15 protein-coding genes are annotated in these 15,986 nt (G+C 67.1%); 7 read left to right on the top strand and 8 right to left on the bottom strand.

Translation table 11 applies throughout. The features are described 5' to 3' along the window. A partial coding sequence (locus tag ACT4N8_RS07675; RefSeq protein ID WP_444857545.1) for a cell wall hydrolase occupies positions 1-376 on the top strand: 376 nt, incomplete at its 5' end. 103 nt (positions 377-479) lie between these two features. After that, complete coding sequence (locus ACT4N8_RS07680; protein ID WP_444857546.1) at positions 480-971, top strand: MmcB family DNA repair protein; 492 nt, start codon at positions 480-482, stop codon at positions 969-971. Here the strand turns inward: ACT4N8_RS07680 and ACT4N8_RS07685 are convergent, their stop codons facing one another. Then, positions 972-1,589 (bottom strand): ankyrin repeat domain-containing protein, encoded by a 618-nt coding sequence (locus tag ACT4N8_RS07685; RefSeq protein WP_444857547.1) that lies wholly within the window; start codon positions 1,587-1,589, stop codon positions 972-974. Between the two features lie 65 nt (positions 1,590-1,654). Here ACT4N8_RS07685 and ACT4N8_RS07690 point away from each other — a divergent pair, with 65 nt between their 5' ends. Genes ACT4N8_RS07690 through ACT4N8_RS07700 form a run of 3 tightly spaced genes read left to right on the top strand, consistent with a single transcriptional unit; the run spans position 1,655 to position 3,370 of the window. After that, positions 1,655-2,260: an SCO family protein gene (locus ACT4N8_RS07690; protein ID WP_444857548.1), complete on the top strand. Its 606-nt coding sequence runs from the start codon at positions 1,655-1,657 to the stop codon at positions 2,258-2,260. Then, positions 2,257-2,688 carry a YcgN family cysteine cluster protein gene (locus ACT4N8_RS07695; protein ID WP_444857549.1) on the top strand — a complete coding sequence of 144 codons (432 nt, stop codon included), beginning with the start codon at positions 2,257-2,259 and terminating at the stop codon, positions 2,686-2,688. Before ACT4N8_RS07690 ends, ACT4N8_RS07695 begins: the two co-directional genes overlap by 4 nt. Further along, positions 2,642-3,370, top strand: coding sequence for a M48 family metallopeptidase (locus ACT4N8_RS07700; protein WP_444857550.1), 729 nt, complete (start codon positions 2,642-2,644; stop codon positions 3,368-3,370). The genes ACT4N8_RS07695 and ACT4N8_RS07700 overlap by 47 nt, the downstream gene beginning before the upstream one ends. On the opposite strand, the gene ACT4N8_RS07705 is transcribed toward ACT4N8_RS07700, so the two are convergent. The 3 genes from ACT4N8_RS07705 to ACT4N8_RS07715 form a co-directional block, all read right to left on the bottom strand. Continuing rightward, the gene (locus ACT4N8_RS07705; protein WP_444857551.1) at positions 3,364-5,370 is read right to left on the bottom strand and encodes a transglycosylase domain-containing protein; all 2,007 of its coding nucleotides are present in this window, start codon (positions 5,368-5,370) and stop codon (positions 3,364-3,366) included. The genes ACT4N8_RS07700 and ACT4N8_RS07705 overlap by 7 nt on opposite strands. Positions 5,371-5,437: 67 nt before the next feature. After that, positions 5,438-5,830 carry a peptide-methionine (R)-S-oxide reductase MsrB gene (msrB, locus tag ACT4N8_RS07710; protein ID WP_444857552.1) on the bottom strand — a complete coding sequence of 131 codons (393 nt, stop codon included), beginning with the start codon at positions 5,828-5,830 and terminating at the stop codon, positions 5,438-5,440. 31 nt (positions 5,831-5,861) lie between these two features. Continuing rightward, on the bottom strand, positions 5,862-6,476 hold the full coding sequence (locus ACT4N8_RS07715) for a Pr6Pr family membrane protein (protein ID WP_444857553.1): 615 nt from the start codon (positions 6,474-6,476) through the stop codon (positions 5,862-5,864). Positions 6,477-6,564: 88 nt separating this feature from the next. On the opposite strand from ACT4N8_RS07715, the gene ACT4N8_RS07720 reads away from it, so the two are divergent. Then, positions 6,565-7,725, top strand: a complete 1,161-nt coding sequence (locus tag ACT4N8_RS07720; RefSeq protein WP_444857554.1) for an aromatic ring-hydroxylating oxygenase subunit alpha — start codon at positions 6,565-6,567, stop codon at positions 7,723-7,725. Here ACT4N8_RS07720 and ACT4N8_RS07725 read toward each other — a convergent pair. The 4 genes from ACT4N8_RS07725 to ACT4N8_RS07740 form a co-directional block, all read right to left on the bottom strand. Next, the gene (locus ACT4N8_RS07725) at positions 7,667-9,034 is read right to left on the bottom strand and encodes an APC family permease (RefSeq protein ID WP_444857555.1); all 1,368 of its coding nucleotides are present in this window, start codon (positions 9,032-9,034) and stop codon (positions 7,667-7,669) included. The two genes, ACT4N8_RS07720 and ACT4N8_RS07725, sit on opposite strands and share 59 nt — an antisense overlap. 440 nt (positions 9,035-9,474) lie before the next feature. Beyond that, positions 9,475-9,735, bottom strand: a complete 261-nt coding sequence (locus ACT4N8_RS07730; protein ID WP_444857556.1) for a DUF5985 family protein — start codon at positions 9,733-9,735, stop codon at positions 9,475-9,477. Between the two features lie 2 nt (positions 9,736-9,737). Further along, a complete protein-coding gene (locus ACT4N8_RS07735) occupies positions 9,738-10,010 on the bottom strand; it encodes a DUF5985 family protein (RefSeq protein ID WP_444857557.1) in 273 nt (90 codons plus the stop codon). Positions 10,011-10,015: 5 nt separating this feature from the next. Continuing rightward, the gene (locus ACT4N8_RS07740) at positions 10,016-10,387 is read right to left on the bottom strand and encodes a hypothetical protein (RefSeq protein ID WP_444857558.1); all 372 of its coding nucleotides are present in this window, start codon (positions 10,385-10,387) and stop codon (positions 10,016-10,018) included. 226 nt (positions 10,388-10,613) lie between these two features. Here ACT4N8_RS07740 and ACT4N8_RS07745 point away from each other — a divergent pair, with 226 nt between their 5' ends. Then, entirely contained in the window at positions 10,614-15,986 is a 5,373-nt protein-coding gene (locus ACT4N8_RS07745; RefSeq protein WP_444857559.1) for a HAMP domain-containing protein, read from the top strand.

The following is a 15,986-nucleotide window of genomic DNA, read 5'->3' on the forward strand; positions in this document are numbered from 1 at the left end:
CACCGAGACTCCCGACCAGGAAGCCGAGTGCCTCGCGCGCGCGGTCTATTACGAGGCGCGGAGCGAGGCCCTTGTCGGCCAGCTCACCGTCGCCGAGGTGATCATCAACCGCTCCGAATCAGGCCGCTTCCCGTCGAGCATTTGCGGCGTCGTGCGTCAGCGCGGCCAATTCTCCTTCGTCCGCGGTGGCGTCATCCCGACCCCGCCGGAAAGCTCGCGGGACTGGCGCGAGGCGGTCGCGATCGCGCAGATCGCGATGGAGGATCTCGCCGAGGGCGCCGCGCCGCGCGCGCTCTTCTTCCACGCCCGCCGGGTCAATCCGCGCTGGCGGCTGACCCGGGTCGCGACGGTCGGCAACCACGTTTTCTATCGCTGAGCCCAAAAGCCCAGCGAGAGAATTGGCCCGCTCCCGTGCCCGGGGAGCGGGCCTTTTTCTGACCCGCCTTTGCATTGTTCCCGTTTCATTCTAGTCTAACGGCATGGCCAGCCTGCCCGACTCGCCCGCCTGCTTCGACGATCTGCCGCTGGCCGCGCGCGATGTCGCGCGGGGGGTGACGAGATTGTTCTTTCGCGCCGAAGCCTATGCCCTGTGCGAGGTGCCGCTGCCCAACGGCCGCCGCGCCGATCTGATGGCGATCTGCCCCAAGGGGCAGTTGACCATCGTCGAGATCAAGGTCTCGCGCGCCGATCTGCTCGGCGACCAGAAATGGCCCGATTATCTCGATTATTGCGACCTTTTCTACTGGGCGGTGCCGGCGGGCTTCGCGCTCGATCCATTCGACGGCGACTGTCACGGTCCGGACTGCGCCGGGCTGATCGTCGCCGACCGCTACGACGCCGAGGTGGTCCGCGAGGCGCCGGTGCGGCCGCTGGCGGCGGCGCGGCGAAAGGCCGAAACCCTGCGCTTCGCCCGCCGCGCGGCGCGCCGCCTCGCCGGCGATCTCGATCCGAGCCTGGCCGGCCTCGACTGATTACTGGCCGGGGAGCGCGGGCCCCTGCACCTGAGCCGGGGGTTGGGGCCGACCTGCTGCTTCGAGCTCGCGCAGCACAGCCTGCCGGCGCGGATCCTGGCGGGCATAATCGAGCGCGGAGCTGCCGGTGACGAAGTCAGTCTGGTTCGGGTTGGCGCCGTTGGTCACCAACAGGCGGACCAGCGGCACGTCGGCCCGCCGCACCGCGTAGATCAGGGCAGTTTCGCCGCGCCGGTTGGCGAGATTGGGGTCCGCGCGGGCGATCAGCAGCCGCTCGACGCCTTCGCGCCAGCCGATCTGCGCGGCCAGCACGATCGGCGTGTTGCCCTCATTGTCCTGAAGGTCCGGGCGGGCGCCGCGGTTGAGCATGAAGCCGAGCCAGCCCAGCTCGCGCTCGCGGGCGAGGATGTGCAGCGCACCGTCACCGGTGCGCTGGTCACGGATGTTGATCGCGTTCGAGCTGGGATTGGAGAGGATCCGCTCCGCGGTCGCGCCGTCGCGCTCGCGCACCGCCTTGAGGAAGGTATAGCCGTCCGAGAAGCTGATCTGCGCCAGCGCCGGGACGGCAATGGCGAGGAGCAGGCCGGCGGCGAGCGCGCGAATGTTGAGACTGGCCATCGGCCGGGAGATTCCTTCCATGCGACTTGATTGCGCCGGTTTAGCAAAGCAAGGCTGGTCCTGTCATGAATGAAAGCGCCGCTTTTTCCCGCTTCGGCCTCTTCGCCCTCCTTATCGCCCTCCTGCTCGGCGGCTGCCAGGCCGCGCCCGCGGGGGATCCGCCGCTCAAGGGCGCGACGATGGGCGGGCCGTTCACGCTGACCGCGATGGACGGCCGCCGGGTCAGCGACACGGATTTCGCCGGCAAATACCGGCTGGTCTATTTCGGCTTCACCTTCTGCCCCGACGTCTGCCCGACCGATCTCGCCACGATCGGTGCGGGCCTGCGCCGCTTCGAGGAGAGCGATTCGGAGCGCGCCGCCCGGGTGCAGCCGCTCTTCATCAGCGTCGATCCGGCGCGAGACACACCGCCGGTGATCGCCCGCTACGTCGCCGCCTTCCATCCGCGCATCCTCGGCCTCACCGGCAGCGAGGACGAGGTCGCCCGCGTCGCCCGCGCGCACGCCATCTTTTACGAGCGCCAGCCGCCGGCGACGCCGGGCGGCGACTATCTGGTCGACCATACCAGGATCATCGTCCTCTACGGCCCACAGGGCGAGCCGGTCGCCATCCTACCCCATGACGAAGGGGTGGACGCCTTCGTTCGCGAACTGGAGCGCTGGGTGCGATGAGAGAGCGGTTCTGGGAGCTGCCGATCGGCGACCTCAACCGCGAGGAATGGGAGGCTTTGTGCGACGGTTGCGGTAAATGCTGCCTGCACAAACTGGAGGACGGCGAGACCGGGCGGCTTTACCCGACCAACGTCGCCTGCCGCCTGCTCGACCGGCGCAGCTGCCGCTGCAAGGATTACAAGCACCGCCGCGTCTTCGTCCCCGATTGCGTGCGGCTGGACGCGCAAAGCATCGCCGGGATCGACTGGCTGCCCTCAACCTGCGCCTATCGCCTCCGCGCCGACGGCGAGCCGCTCAAGGACTGGCATTATCTGATCTGCGGCGACCGCGAGGAGGTGCATCGCGCCGGCATGTCGGTGCGCGGCTGGACGGTGACCGAGGATGAAGCGGGCGATCTCGAACATCATCTCGTCGATCGTGAGCTCTGAGCTCTCCCTCGGCGGCGTGCCGGTCACGATCCGGGTCTCGCCGCGGGCGCAGCGGCTGCGGCTCAAGGTCGATCCGCGCACCCGCGCCGTGCTCCTGACCGTGCCCCGGCGAGTCTCGCGGCGGCGCGCGCTCGCCTGGGCGGCCGAGCATCAGCTCTGGGTCGAAAAGACGCTGGCCGACATTCCCGCCGGCACTCCCCTGGTGCCCGGCGGCACCATCCCGTTCCGCGGCACGCCGCACCGGATCGACTGGGAGCCGGCCCGGCCGCGCCGGATCGAGCGGAACGGCGTGAACCTTCGGACAGGCGGCCCGATCGAGGGGCTGGAGGCGCGATTGCTGCGCTGGCTCAAAAGCGAGGCGCTGATCCTGCTGCGCGAGGAGACTCGGGAATTCGCGGCCAAAGCCGGCGTCATGGCGTCAAAAGTCGGCGTCGGCGATCCCGTGTCGCGCTGGGGGAGCTGCTCGAGCGCGGGCACGGTCCGGTTCAGCTGGCGGCTGATCCTCGCGCCCGACTTCGTCCGCCGCGCCACCGTCGCGCACGAGGTCGCCCACCTCGTCCATATGCACCACGGTCCCGACTTTCATGCGCTGGTTCAGCAGCTGCTCGGCGTCGACCCCGGGCCCGCCCGCCTGTGGCTCAGGCGCGAGGGCGCATCGCTGCACCGTCTCGGCGCTCAGTAAAAGAGCTTTTCCTCGAACTCGTCGACGGGGACCGCGTCCTCGGGCCGAGCCGCGTCGCGGCGATAAGGATCGTACTCGTCGTCGGCCGGCGGGGTTTCCTCGATCGGCATGCCGTCGATGTCGACGAGGGGACCGTCCTCGGGCGGGGCGAAGAAGATCTCCTCATTGTCGCCGGTTGGCCAGTCGGGCGCCTCGGCGTCGGTCGGGAATTGCTCGACCGGGCGATGCGCGACGGCGCGGACCATGAAATCGTGGAAGGCGCGCGCGGGCGCCCGCCCGCCGGCGAGACCGGGCAAGGCGCGATTGTCGTCGCGGCCCATCCAGACCGCGGTGGTGAGCCCGCTCGAAAAGCCGATGAACCAGCCGTCCTTGTTGGACGAGGTCGTGCCGGTCTTGCCCGCCGTCGGCCGGCCGAGATCGGCGGCGCGGCCGGTGCCGTTGGAGACGACGCCGGCGAGCAATTCGGTCATCTGCTGCGCGACCCAGGGCTGGACGAGGACCCGGGTCTCGTCGTCCTGATGCTGGTAGAGCAGGGTGCCGTCGGCGGTGGTCACCCGGCGGATGCCGTAGGGGGTGACGCCGATCCCGCCGCGCTGGACCGCGGCATAGGCGCGCGCCATGTCGATCACCCGCACTTCGGACGAGCCCAAAGCCATCGCCGGATGCGGATTGATCCGGGTGGTGATGCCGAAACGCTGCGCCATGTCCGCCACCGCGCGCGTGCCCGATTCCCGGGCGAGCCGCACCGCCACCGTGTTGATCGAATAAGCGAAGGCGACGCGCAGCGGCACCGCGCCGACGTTGCGGCCATTGTCGTTGCGCGGGCTCCAGCCGCCCACCGTGATCGGCGCGTCCTGGACGATGCTGTCCGGCCGGTAGCCCGATTCGAGCGCGGTCAGATAGACGAAGAGCTTGAACGACGAGCCCGGCTGGCGGGTCGCCTGGGTGACCCGGTTGTAGCTGGAGTTCACATAATCGCGGCCGCCGACCATCGCGCGCACCGCGCCGTCGCGGTCGAGCGTGATCATCGCCCCTTGCGCGCCGCGCGGCGCGTTGGCGTTGAGCGATTGCTCCGCCAGCCCCTGCATGCCGACGTTGATCGTCGTCCAGACGTCGAGCGGCTGAATCGTCTCGTCGATCAGCATGTCGAGCTGCGGCAGCACCCAGTCGACGAAATAGCGCAGGCTGGTGTGGCGCTCGGTGCTGCGCGCGAACTCGATCTGCCGCGGGTTCGCGGCGGCCGCTTCCCCGCGCGTGATCGTCTCGTTTTCCACCATCAGGTCGAGCACGACGCCGGCGCGGCCGCGCGCAGCATCCTGATCGGCGGTGGGCGAATAGTTGGACGGCGCCTTGACCAGACCGGCGATGATCGCCGCTTCGCCAGTGCTGAGCTCGGTCGCGCGATGGCCGAAGAAGCGGCGCGAGGCGGCGTCGATGCCGTAGGCGCCGCCGCCGAAATAGACCCGGTTCAGATAGAGTTCGAGGATCTGGTCCTTGGTGTAGCGCCACTCCAGCGCCATCGCGAGGATGCCTTCGCGGATCTTGCGGATCCAGCTCCGGTCGTTGGAGAGAAAGATGTTGCGGGCGAGCTGCTGGGTGATGGTCGATCCGCCCTGCGCCCAGGCGCCGGAGCGGATGCGGACGTAGAAGGCGCGGACGATGCCGATCGGGTCGATTCCGAAATGCGAGCGGAAGCGGCGGTCCTCGACCGAGACCATCGCGTCGCGCATGATCGGCGGGATGTCGCTATAGGGCAGCCACTCGCCGAAGCTCGGCCCCATTGTGTGGATCACGGTGCCGTCGGCGGCGCGCACCCGCACCATCTGGCCGAGATCGTCGCGGCGCACGAGCTCGCCATAGGAGGGGAGCTGGTTGACCGCGACCGCGACCGCGACGCCGACCGCGATCGTCATGACGATGAAGGAATAGAGCGAAATCTTGAGCGCGGCGACGAGGATACGCCGGGCGCGCGAACGCGGCTTGGGAGGGGCGCTGGCCATTGGCTCTCAGGGATAGGTTGCGCGAGTCACGGCCGCAAGCAGAAGCGCGAAGCGGCTGAACGCGGCCTTACTTCTCCTCGAAGGCGAGGCTGGCCGAATTGATGCAGTAGCGCTGCCCTTCCGGTCCCGGCCCATCGGGGAAGACATGGCCGAGATGGCCGCCGCACGTGGCGCACTTCACCTCGGTGCGGACCATGCCGTGGCTGACATCCTCGTGCAGGGTCACCGCCTCGCGCGCCGCCGGGCTGGTGAAGCTCGGCCAGCCCGAGCCGCTGTCGAACTTGGTGTCGCTGTCGAACAGCAAGGTGCCGCAGCCGGCGCAGCGATAGCCGCCTTCGTCGTGATTGTCCCAGTAGAGGCCGGTAAAGGCGCGCTCCGTGCCGCCTTCGCGCAACACATGATATTGCTCTTTGCTGAGCCGTTCGCGCCATTCCCCCTCGGGCAGGTCGATCTTGTCCATGCCCGGGATGTGGCCCCGGGGGCGCTTCCGGTCAATGGCGGGCAAGCCGCCGCGAGAGACCGACGAGGAGGAGCCCGCCGAGGACGAAGGCGAGCGCCATCGCCGCGCCGTTGGTCAGCGCGGCCGCCCAGCCCAGCGCCGGCACGTCTAGAAACGGATAGGCATAGCGACCCTCGATTCGGCCGCGGACCAGCGCATAGGCGAAATAGCCGAGCGGGTAGGCCGCCCAGCGCAGAGGATGGCCATATCGAAGCCCGTGCTTGGGCGCGAAGGCGAGCCAGTAGAGCGGAACCAGCAGCGGCGATGCCTGATGCAGCAGGATGTCGGCGAGCCAGGCACCGCCGCTCAGCTCGACAAGACCGCGCAACAGCGCCGCATGGACGATCCCGACCAGCAGAATGGCAAGGGTGAGCCCGCCCAGCACGAAGGGCCTGGCGAGTCGCTCGGCCCCGAAGGCGATGCCGGTGAAGGCGAGGGCGACCAACAGGTTGGTGATGACAGTGAAATAGCGCAGCATCGCCCAGGCCGCGGCGGGCGCGGATCCCGCCAGACCCAGGCTCGCCTCGAACTGCACGGCAAGGCCCGCCCAAGCCACCAGCGCCGTCGCCGCCGCCCCGATCCGCCCGAATCCAGAAATCCCGGCCATAGCCCTCGCAATCGGCTGCCTATGGCACGGCGGCGCGCGCTGGCAAAGTCGCGTGGCGCGACTTCTGCCGCTCGTGCTAGGGGGCGGCATGGCCGATCTTGCCCATTTGCCCGTCCGCGCCGCCAAACCGCAGCCCGACCTCAGCCTGCCCGGCTGGGTCTATCACGATCCCGCTTATTTCCGGGTCGAGATGGCGCGGCTGATCCGGCCGGCCTGGCAGATCGTCTGCCACGCGAGCGACATCGCGGAGGCGGGAGAGTGGCGCTCGCTCGAGATCCTGGGCGAGAGCGTGATGGTGATCCGGGGCGCGGACGGGGCGGCGCGCGCCTTCGCCAATGTCTGCCGCCACCGCGGTTCGCGGCTGGTCGACGGGACGGGCGGCTGCGCGAAGCGGCTGACCTGCCCCTATCACGGCTGGACCTACGCAGCCGACGGCCGCCTGATCGGCGTCCCGCACAAGGCGGACTATCCGGGACTCGACCCCAGCGTGCATGGCCTGATTCCGGTCGAGCTGGAGAATTGGCGCGGCTTCCTCTTCGTGCGGGTGGAGGGCGGCGGCCCGTCCGTGGCCGAGATGTTGGCGCCCTATGAGGCCGAGATCGGACCGCACCGCTTCGAGGAACTGCGCGCGCTCGGCCGGATCACGCTCCGCCCGCGCGACGTCAATTGGAAGAACATCGCCGACAATTATTCGGACGGGCTGCACATCAACGTCGCCCATCCCGGCCTCACCCGCCTGTTCGGCACCGGCTACGGGATCGAGGCGGGCGCGCATGTCGACCGGATGTGGGGCGATTTGCTCGAGCGGCCCTCCACCAATCCATCCGAGCGCGCCTACCAGCATTTCCTTCCCGAAGGCGCCGGGCGGCGCTGGCTCTATTTCAAGCTCTGGCCGAACGTCGCCTTCGACATCTATCCCGACCAGGTCGATTTCATGCATTTCGTCCCCGTCGGCCCGACCGAGACGCTGATCCGCGAGATCAGCTATGCCGTCCCCGACGCCAAATTACCTGAGAACGGGCAGCGCGAGATGACGGCAGCGCGCTATCTGAACTGGCGGATCAACCGGCGGGTCAACGAGGAGGACACGGCGCTGATCCGCCGCGTCCAGCAGGGCATGGAGTCGAATTATTACCGGCCCGGACCGCTGGGCGAGAGCGAGGTCTGCCTGCGCAGCTTCGCGGCCAAGCTCAGGCGGCTGATTCCGGAGACCCGGTCGGAGACCCCGCCGGCGCGTTGGGACGGCTGAGCCGCATCGCCGCGTAAACCAGCATCCCGACCGCGAGCAAAGTCGCGCCCCACAGCAGCGCCTCGTAACCGGCGCCGTACAGCGTCCAGACCGAATAGACCGCGCCGAGCGCCGCGACCGCGAGCAGGACGCGTGAGACCTCGACGACGCGCAGCTGCTGCAGCCTGAGCGCGGCCAGCGAGCAGGCGAGGTAGAGGACCAGGGTCGCCGAGGTCGAGATCAGGATCATGAACTGAAAGAGCTCGGCCAATGTGCTCGAATAATTGGCCGCGAGCAGGAGCGCGGTGCCCATGCTCGACAGGAGATGCGCGCGGACCGGGATGCCCGCCCGGCTGGTCCTGGCGAACCAGGCGGGAAAACCGCCGCTGCGCGCCATCGTCAGCGGCATCTCGCCCTGGAGCAGGATGAAGCCGTTGAGGGCGCCCATCGCGCTCACCGCGGCGAACAGACCCACGAACGCGGCGAGATTGTCGTCCCAATAATAGCTGACGAACAAGGCAACCGGCGCGTTGGACTGGGCGACCTGATCCTGCGGAAGGAGCATCGCCACCGCCGACGAGACGCAGATGTAGATCAGGCCGACCAGCAAGGTCCCGATCAGCGTCGCGCGCGGAATGTTGCGGCCGGGATCGCGGACGTTGCGCGAGGCGACCGCGGCGCATTCGACTCCGAGCAGCGCCCACAAGGTCAGGGTCGCGGCGCCGCTGATCGAATCGAAGCTGAGATCGGCGGCGCGGAGCGCGGGCGCGGCGTCTTGGCGGCCCTCGGCGAGGATGATGAGCGTGATGGCGATGACGACGATGAGGGGCAGCAGCTTGGCGATCACGGTGGCCGCCTGGATGCCGCCGCCGACGCGGACGCTGATGCAGTTCGCCGCGGTCAACGCCCCGACCATGGCGATCGCGGTCAGCGCCCCCAGGCCAGGCTCGTTCGCCAGAGCCGGAGCGAACCAGGACAGATAGCTGACCGCTGCCGCGGCGAGCGCCGCATTGCCGACGACGATCGCCACCCAATAGCTCCACGTCACGACGAAGGCGGCGAGCCGGCCGAAGGCGCGCTCGACATAATCGAATGGGCCCGATGAGAGCGGCATCGCGCGGGCGAGGCGCGCAAAGATGTAGGCGAGGCAGAGCGCACCGCCGATGGTCAGCAACCAGCCAAAAAAGGCGTTCCAGCCGAACGGCGCAAGCTGGGCGGGCAGCAGGAAGATGCCCGAGCCGATGAAATTACCGATGACGAGGGCGAGGCACAGCCAAAAGCCGAGCGCGCGGCGCTGCTCCCCGGTCTCCCGCTCGGCCGTCTCCCCCATGGTCGGAGGATGGGCCGTTCCGGGAGTGAAAGCAATTGGTGCAGGAAACAGTCGCGAGCGAGTCAGTCTCGCGAAGGAGTTCCCGTTTTCTAGCTTCAAAAACGGGAATTTTATGAGGTTTTACGGTCGCGCGGACGCGAGTCTTAGTTAAGCCACTGATATTGCTTATTTTGTGCGCTTGAATCGGTGGCCGAAGAAACGGGAATTATCGGGTTCGAGCTTTATTCGAAAACGGGATGTCAGGTCCGAAAGATAGGCACATTCAACCAGCCAAGTCCGTCAGCCGGGGTCACAACCTGTCGCTGAGGCATTGGGCGCTAAGTACGGCTGGAATTGGCCGCTAGCAGACGGTCAGCTTCCGGGGCCGCGTCCCGAATTTCGGACCTGGAATTCACTCTCCTCTCGCCGCTCGAAATCGCCGATACTATTTGCAGGACGTCTCAGTGGGTCCGACGGTTCTTGACCCAGATCGAGCCCAGAATGAGCAGAAACGCGGAAAGCCGGAGGAGATAGAGCCAGCTGCGCTCCTCGACCGGAATGTCGGTGAAGGTGAGCAGCGCCTGGGTGAGGCCGAGCAGCCAGAAGGCCAGCGCGAACGCGACGAACAGATTCTCCCTGGTCCGCTTCCAGAAGCGCAGGAAGAACAGGCCCGCGATGACGAAGCCGATCACGATCGCGCCGGAGAGGAAATCGCTGAGCACGCTTATTCCTCCAGATCCCAGATGAAGCCGAACAGCAGCACGCCGACCGCGCCGAGCGACAGCAGGTGCCGCACGAGCCGGAAATCCCAATCACGGATCACCAGCAGATCAAGCACGACGACGAAATTGTTTGCCGCGAGCAGCACGAAGCAGACCGCGCTCCACAGCAGGACGCGCGCGCCGGTGCGGGCATAGTTGCGCGCCAGCAGACCGGCACAGGCCGCCGAGGTCAGGAAGCAGAGGAGATAGACGGCGGCGGGGAAATAATCGGCCATCGCGATCAGTCCTTCCTCAACCGGAAGGCGTCGGCGAACGCGGTGATTCCCGGGCTTGCCGCCGAAACGATCATCCTGCGGACGGCGTCCGGGCTCTTGGCGTAGAGCGCGACCGCGGCGCCGACGAGCTTCTCCAGCTCGGGTCCGGTCGGGGCGTAGCGCGCCGAGCCGTCCGCCTCCGTCAGCACCAGGCCGGCCGCGCTCAGCGATTCGACGCTCTGCTCGACCACGAGATCGCTCCCCCTCAGCGCCGCAACCATCTCCTCCTGCTTATGGCTGCGCCCGCGATTCTGCCTGAGAAAACAAAGGAGTTCCAGTGCCCAGACCGAACGGAAGCTGGCGCGGATAAAACTGGAGACTTCCGATCGGGACGGCATGACGGCGCGCTAGGACCTCTTTTGCCGGGCATTGTCCCGGTCGTTCACTTGTCCCCGCCCCGCCCGGCTTTCTAACCCTCCGAGCCGTCGAAACAACCCCCGAGGGCCGCTATTCCGTTCACCAATTTTCCTATGGGTTTGCGCACCACCTTGTTGCTATGAGGGACCGCCGGGCGGGGGCCTGCAGTCAGATTCGGGCGGGGGGGACCGCACGAAGGAGCGCTGCGTGAACGACCTTTCCGCCCTCCAAACCCTCGATCGCCGTCAGCTCGTCAGCGCGCTTCGCAGCTTCCGGCGCGGCGACTTCAGCGTGCGCCTGCCCGAGGACCTGCCCGGCACGGACGGCGAGATCGCCCGCCTGTTCAACGAGGTGGTCAGCCTCGAAGGGGCGATGACCGACGAGTTCGAGCGGCTGTCGGTCGTCGTCGGCAAGGAAGGCAAGATCAGCCAGCGCGGACGCGTGCGCGGCGCCACCGGCGGCTGGGAGGCGAAGCTGACCGCGCTGAACGAGCTGATCGAGGATATGGTCCAGCCGACCGCGGAAGTCGCGCGCGTCATCGGCGCCGTCGCCAAAGGCGACCTGTCGCAGGCGATGACCCTCGAAATCGAGGGCCGGCGCCTGCGGGGCGAGTTCCTGCGCATCGGCAAGATCGTCAACACGATGGTCGAGCAGCTCGCCTCCTTCGCCTCCGAAGTGACCCGTGTCGCGCGCGAGGTCGGCACGGAGGGCAAGCTCGGCGGTCAGGCCAATGTGAAGGGCGTCGCCGGGACGTGGAAGGACCTCACCGACAATGTGAACGCGATGGCGACCAACCTCACGGGGCAGGTCCGCAACATCGCCGAAGTCACCACCGCCGTCGCCTCGGGCGATCTTTCCAAGAAGATCACGGTCGAGGTGAAGGGCGAGATTCTGGAGCTCAAGAACACGATCAACGTGATGGTGGACCAGCTCAATGCGTTCGCCAGCGAGGTGACCCGCGTCGCCCGCGAGGTCGGCACCGAAGGCAAATTGGGCGGGCAGGCGCAGGTCCCGGGCGTCGCCGGAACCTGGAAGGACCTCACCGACAATGTGAACCTGATGGCGGCCAATCTGACCGGCCAGGTGCGCAACATCGCCGACGTGACGACCGCGGTCGCGCGGGGCGACCTTTCCAAGAAAATCACCGTCGACGTGAAGGGCGAGATCCTGGAGCTCAAGAACACGATCAACGTCATGGTCGATCAGCTCAACGCGTTCGCCAGCGAGGTGACTCGCGTCGCGCGCGAGGTTGGGACCGAGGGCAAATTGGGCGGGCAGGCGCAGGTGCCTGGGGTCGGCGGCACCTGGGCCGACTTGACCGACAATGTGAACCTGATGGCGGCCAACCTCACCGGACAGGTCCGCAACATCGCCGAGGTGACCACCGCCGTCGCGCGCGGCGACCTGTCGAAGAAGATCACGGTCGACGTGAAGGGCGAGATTCTGGAGCTCAAGGACACCATCAACGTCATGGTGGACCAGCTCAACAGCTTCGCCTCGGAAGTGACCCGCGTTGCCCGCGAGGTCGGCACCGAGGGCAAGCTCGGGGGTCAGGCGCAGGTGCCCGGCGTCGCCGGCACCTGGGCCGACCTGACCGACAACGTCAACCTGATGGCCGACAATCTCACGGGGCAGGTGCGCAACATCGCCGAGGTCACCACCGCGGTCGCGCGGGGCGACCTCTCCAAGAAGATCACCGTCGATGTGAAGGGCGAGATTCTCGAGCTCAAGAACACGATCAACGTGATGGTGGACCAGCTCAACGGCTTCGCCTCGGAGGTTACCCGCGTCGCCCGCGAGGTGGGCTCTGAAGGCAAGCTCGGCGGCCAGGCCCAGGTCGAGGGCGTGGCCGGCACCTGGGCCGACCTCACCGACAATGTGAACCTGATGGCCGGCAACCTGACTGGCCAGGTCCGCAACATCGCCGAGGTGACCACGGCGGTCGCCCGGGGCGACCTGTCGAAGAAGATCACGGTTGACGTGAAGGGCGAGATTCTCGAGCTCAAGAACACGATCAACGTGATGGTGGACCAGCTCAACAGCTTCGCCAGCGAGGTGACCCGAGTGGCGCGCGAGGTCGGCTCGGAGGGCAAGCTCGGCGGCCAGGCCCAGGTCGAAGGCGTCGGCGGAACCTGGAAGGACCTCACCGACAATGTGAACGCGATGGCGGCGAACCTCACCGGCCAGGTCCGCAATATCGCGGAAGTGACGACCGCGGTGGCGTTGGGCGACCTTTCGAAGAAGATAACCGTGGACGTGAAAGGCGAGATCCTGGAGCTCAAGCAGACCATCAACACGATGGTCGATCAGCTCAACAGCTTCGCCTCGGAAGTCACCCGCGTCGCGCGCGAGGTCGGCACCGAGGGCAAACTGGGTGGGCAGGCGCAGGTGCCCGGCGTCGCGGGCACGTGGGCGGACCTCACGGACAATGTGAATTTGATGGCCGAGAATTTGACCGGTCAGGTCCGCAACATCGCCGAGGTGACCACGGCCGTCGCCCGGGGCGACCTCTCCAAGAAGATCACCGTCGACGTGAAGGGCGAGATCCTCGAGCTCAAGAACACCATCAACGTCATGGTGGACCAGCTGAACGGCTTTGCATCCGAAGTGACTCGCGTCGCCCGCGAGGTTGGCACCGAGGGCAAGCTCGGGGGTCAGGCGCAGGTTCCGGGCGTCGGCGGCACCTGGAAGGATCTCACCGACAATGTGAACCTGATGGCGACGAACCTCACGAATCAGGTGCGCGGCATCGCCGACGTCGTGACCGCGGTCGCTCAGGGCAATCTCAAGCGCAAGCTGACGGTGGATGCCAAGGGCGAGATCGCCGCGCTCGCCGAGACGATCAATTTCATGATCGAGACCTTGTCGACCTTCGGCGACCAAGTGACCAACATGGCCCGCGAGGTCGGAATCGAGGGGCGGCTCGGCGGCCAAGCGCGCGTCCCGGGTGCAGCCGGCCTGTGGCGCGACCTCACCGACAACGTGAACCAGCTCGCGGCGAACCTAACGAACCAGGTGCGCTCGATCGCGGACGTGGCGACGGCGGTCACCAAGGGCGACCTGACGCGCTCGATCGCGGTCGAGGCCTCGGGCGAGATGGCGGCCCTGAAGGACACGATCAACGAGATGATCCGCAATCTCAAGGAGCAGACCCTGAAGAATGCGGAGCAGGACTGGCTCAAGACGAATCTCGCCCGGTTCAGCCGCATGCTGCAGGGCGAACGCGACCTCGCGACCGTCTCGAACCTCGTCATGTCCGAGCTCGCGCCGCTGGTGAACGCCCAATATGGCGTCTTCTATGTCACGACGCGCGAGGAGGACGACACCCGGCTCGAGCTGGTGGCAAGCTATGGCGCCGACGGCACGGACGGGCTGAAGCGCGAGTTCGAGTTGCGCGAAGGGCTGGTCGGGCAGGCCGCTGCGGACAAACGCCCGATCCTGCTCAAGGACGTGCCGCCCGATTTCATCCGGATCGGCTCGGGCCTCGGCCATGCGGCGCCGGTCAACGTCAACATCCTGCCCGCTCTGTTCGAGGACGAGGTCAAGGCGGTGATCGAGCTCGCCTCGTTCAGCGAGTTCAACGAAACCCACCAGAATTTCCTCGACCAGCTGATGGACTCGATCGGCATCGTCCTCAACACGATCGCCGCGACGATGCGCACCGAGGGGCTGTTGAAACAGTCGCAGCTGCTCACCCAGGAGCTGCAGGCACGGCAGACCGAGCTCACCCGCAAGCAGGAGGAGCTGCACGCGACCAACGAGGAGCTGCAGGAGAAGGCGCAGCTGCTGGAGAATGAGAAGAAGCAGGTCGAGGCGAAGAATCTCGAGATCGACATGGCGCGTCGGGCGATCGAGGAGAAGGCCGAGCAGCTCGCGCTCACCTCGAAATACAAGTCCGAATTCCTCGCCAATATGAGCCACGAGTTGCGCACCCCGCTGAACTCGTTGCTCATCCTTTCCAAGCTCCTCGCCGACAATCCGCAGGGCAATCTCAACGAAAAGCAGACCGAGTTCGCGCGGACCATCCATTCGGCCGGTTCGGACCTCCTCAACCTCATCAACGACAGTCTCGACCTTTCGAAAATCGAATCGGGCACGATCTCGATCGAGATCGGCGATATGCCGATGCAGGGTCTCAGGCAGCATATGGAGCGGACCTTCCGGCAGGTGGCAGCCGACAAGGGCCTCGATCTCATCATCGCGTTCGACGACAATCTGCCCGACGCGATCCGTACTGACGAGAAGCGGCTGCAGCAGGTGGTGCTCAACCTCCTGTCCAACGCCTTCAAATTCACCGCCGAGGGCAGCATCACGCTCGCGGCGCGTTGCGTCGAGAGCGGGTGGAACAGCAACCATCCCGTGCTCCGCAATTTCGACCGGGCGATCGAGATCGCCGTCACCGACACCGGGATCGGCATCCCCGACGAGAAGCAGAAGCTGATTTTCGAGGCGTTCCAGCAGGCCGACGCGACGACCAGCCGCAAATATGGCGGCACCGGGCTCGGCCTATCGATCAGCCGTGAGATCGCCCGCCTGCTGGGCGGCGAGCTTCAGGTCCGCTCCAGGCCCGGCGAGGGGTCGACCTTCACGCTCTTCGTGCCCCTCGAGGCTCCGGCGATCGTCGGTTCCGCCGGGACCGGATCGACCGTGCGCTACGACAATACCGGCGCCGGCGTTCCGGCCGCGCTGCCGGCGATCGGCGTCAGCGACGACCGCGACAATCTAGCCAACGATCCCTTCGTTCTGATCGTCGAGGACGACATCGCCTTCGCCTCGATCCTGCTCGACCTCGCCCGATCGGCCGGTCTGAAGGGCGTGATTTCGATCGCCGGCTCAGGCACGCTCGCCATGGCGCGCAAGCTCAGACCCGACGCGATCACGCTCGATCTCGGCCTGGACGACATCAATGGCTTCGTCCTGCTCGACCTCCTCAAGCACGACGCCCAGACCCGCGACATCCCGATCCATGTGATCTCCGGAGCGGACGAGATCTCCTCGGTGACGGCGCTCGGCGCGTTCGGGGTCACGGCCAAGCCGGCCGACCCGGACGAACTCCAGGCGACCTTCGCGCAGCTTCGCGCACGCGTCGGCAAGCGCCGGAGGCGGCCGCGCACCGCCGAGGAAGCAGCGCGGCCGCATCCCGTCCCGGAGCTGGCCGGCGCGCGCGTCCTCATCGTCGATGACGACATCAGGAACATCTACTCGCTGACGAGCGTATTGGAGAGCTTCGACGTCGAAGTGCTCCACGCGGAGCGGGGAAAGGACGGCATCCTCATTCTTGAGCAGACCCCCGGCATCGATGCCGCCCTGATCGACATCATGATGCCCGAGATGGACGGATATGAGACGATGCGGCTGATTCGGGCCCAGCCCGCCACGGCCGCCGTGCCGCTGATCGCGGTCACCGCCAAGGCGATGAAGGGCGACCGTCAGAAATGCCTTGATGCGGGTGCCTCCGACTATATCGCGAAGCCGGTCGACATCGACCTGCTGCTCGCGCTGCTCCGGGTCTGGGTCGGCAAGTCGCGGCAGCGGGCCCCCGCCCAGGCCTCGCTGGCGGCGCCGGTCGCGGCGAAGTGA

Origin of the sequence: Sphingosinicella sp. (genome assembly GCF_052387495.1) — a bacterium.
In the GTDB taxonomy this organism is placed as follows: domain Bacteria; phylum Pseudomonadota; class Alphaproteobacteria; order Sphingomonadales; family Sphingomonadaceae; genus Allosphingosinicella.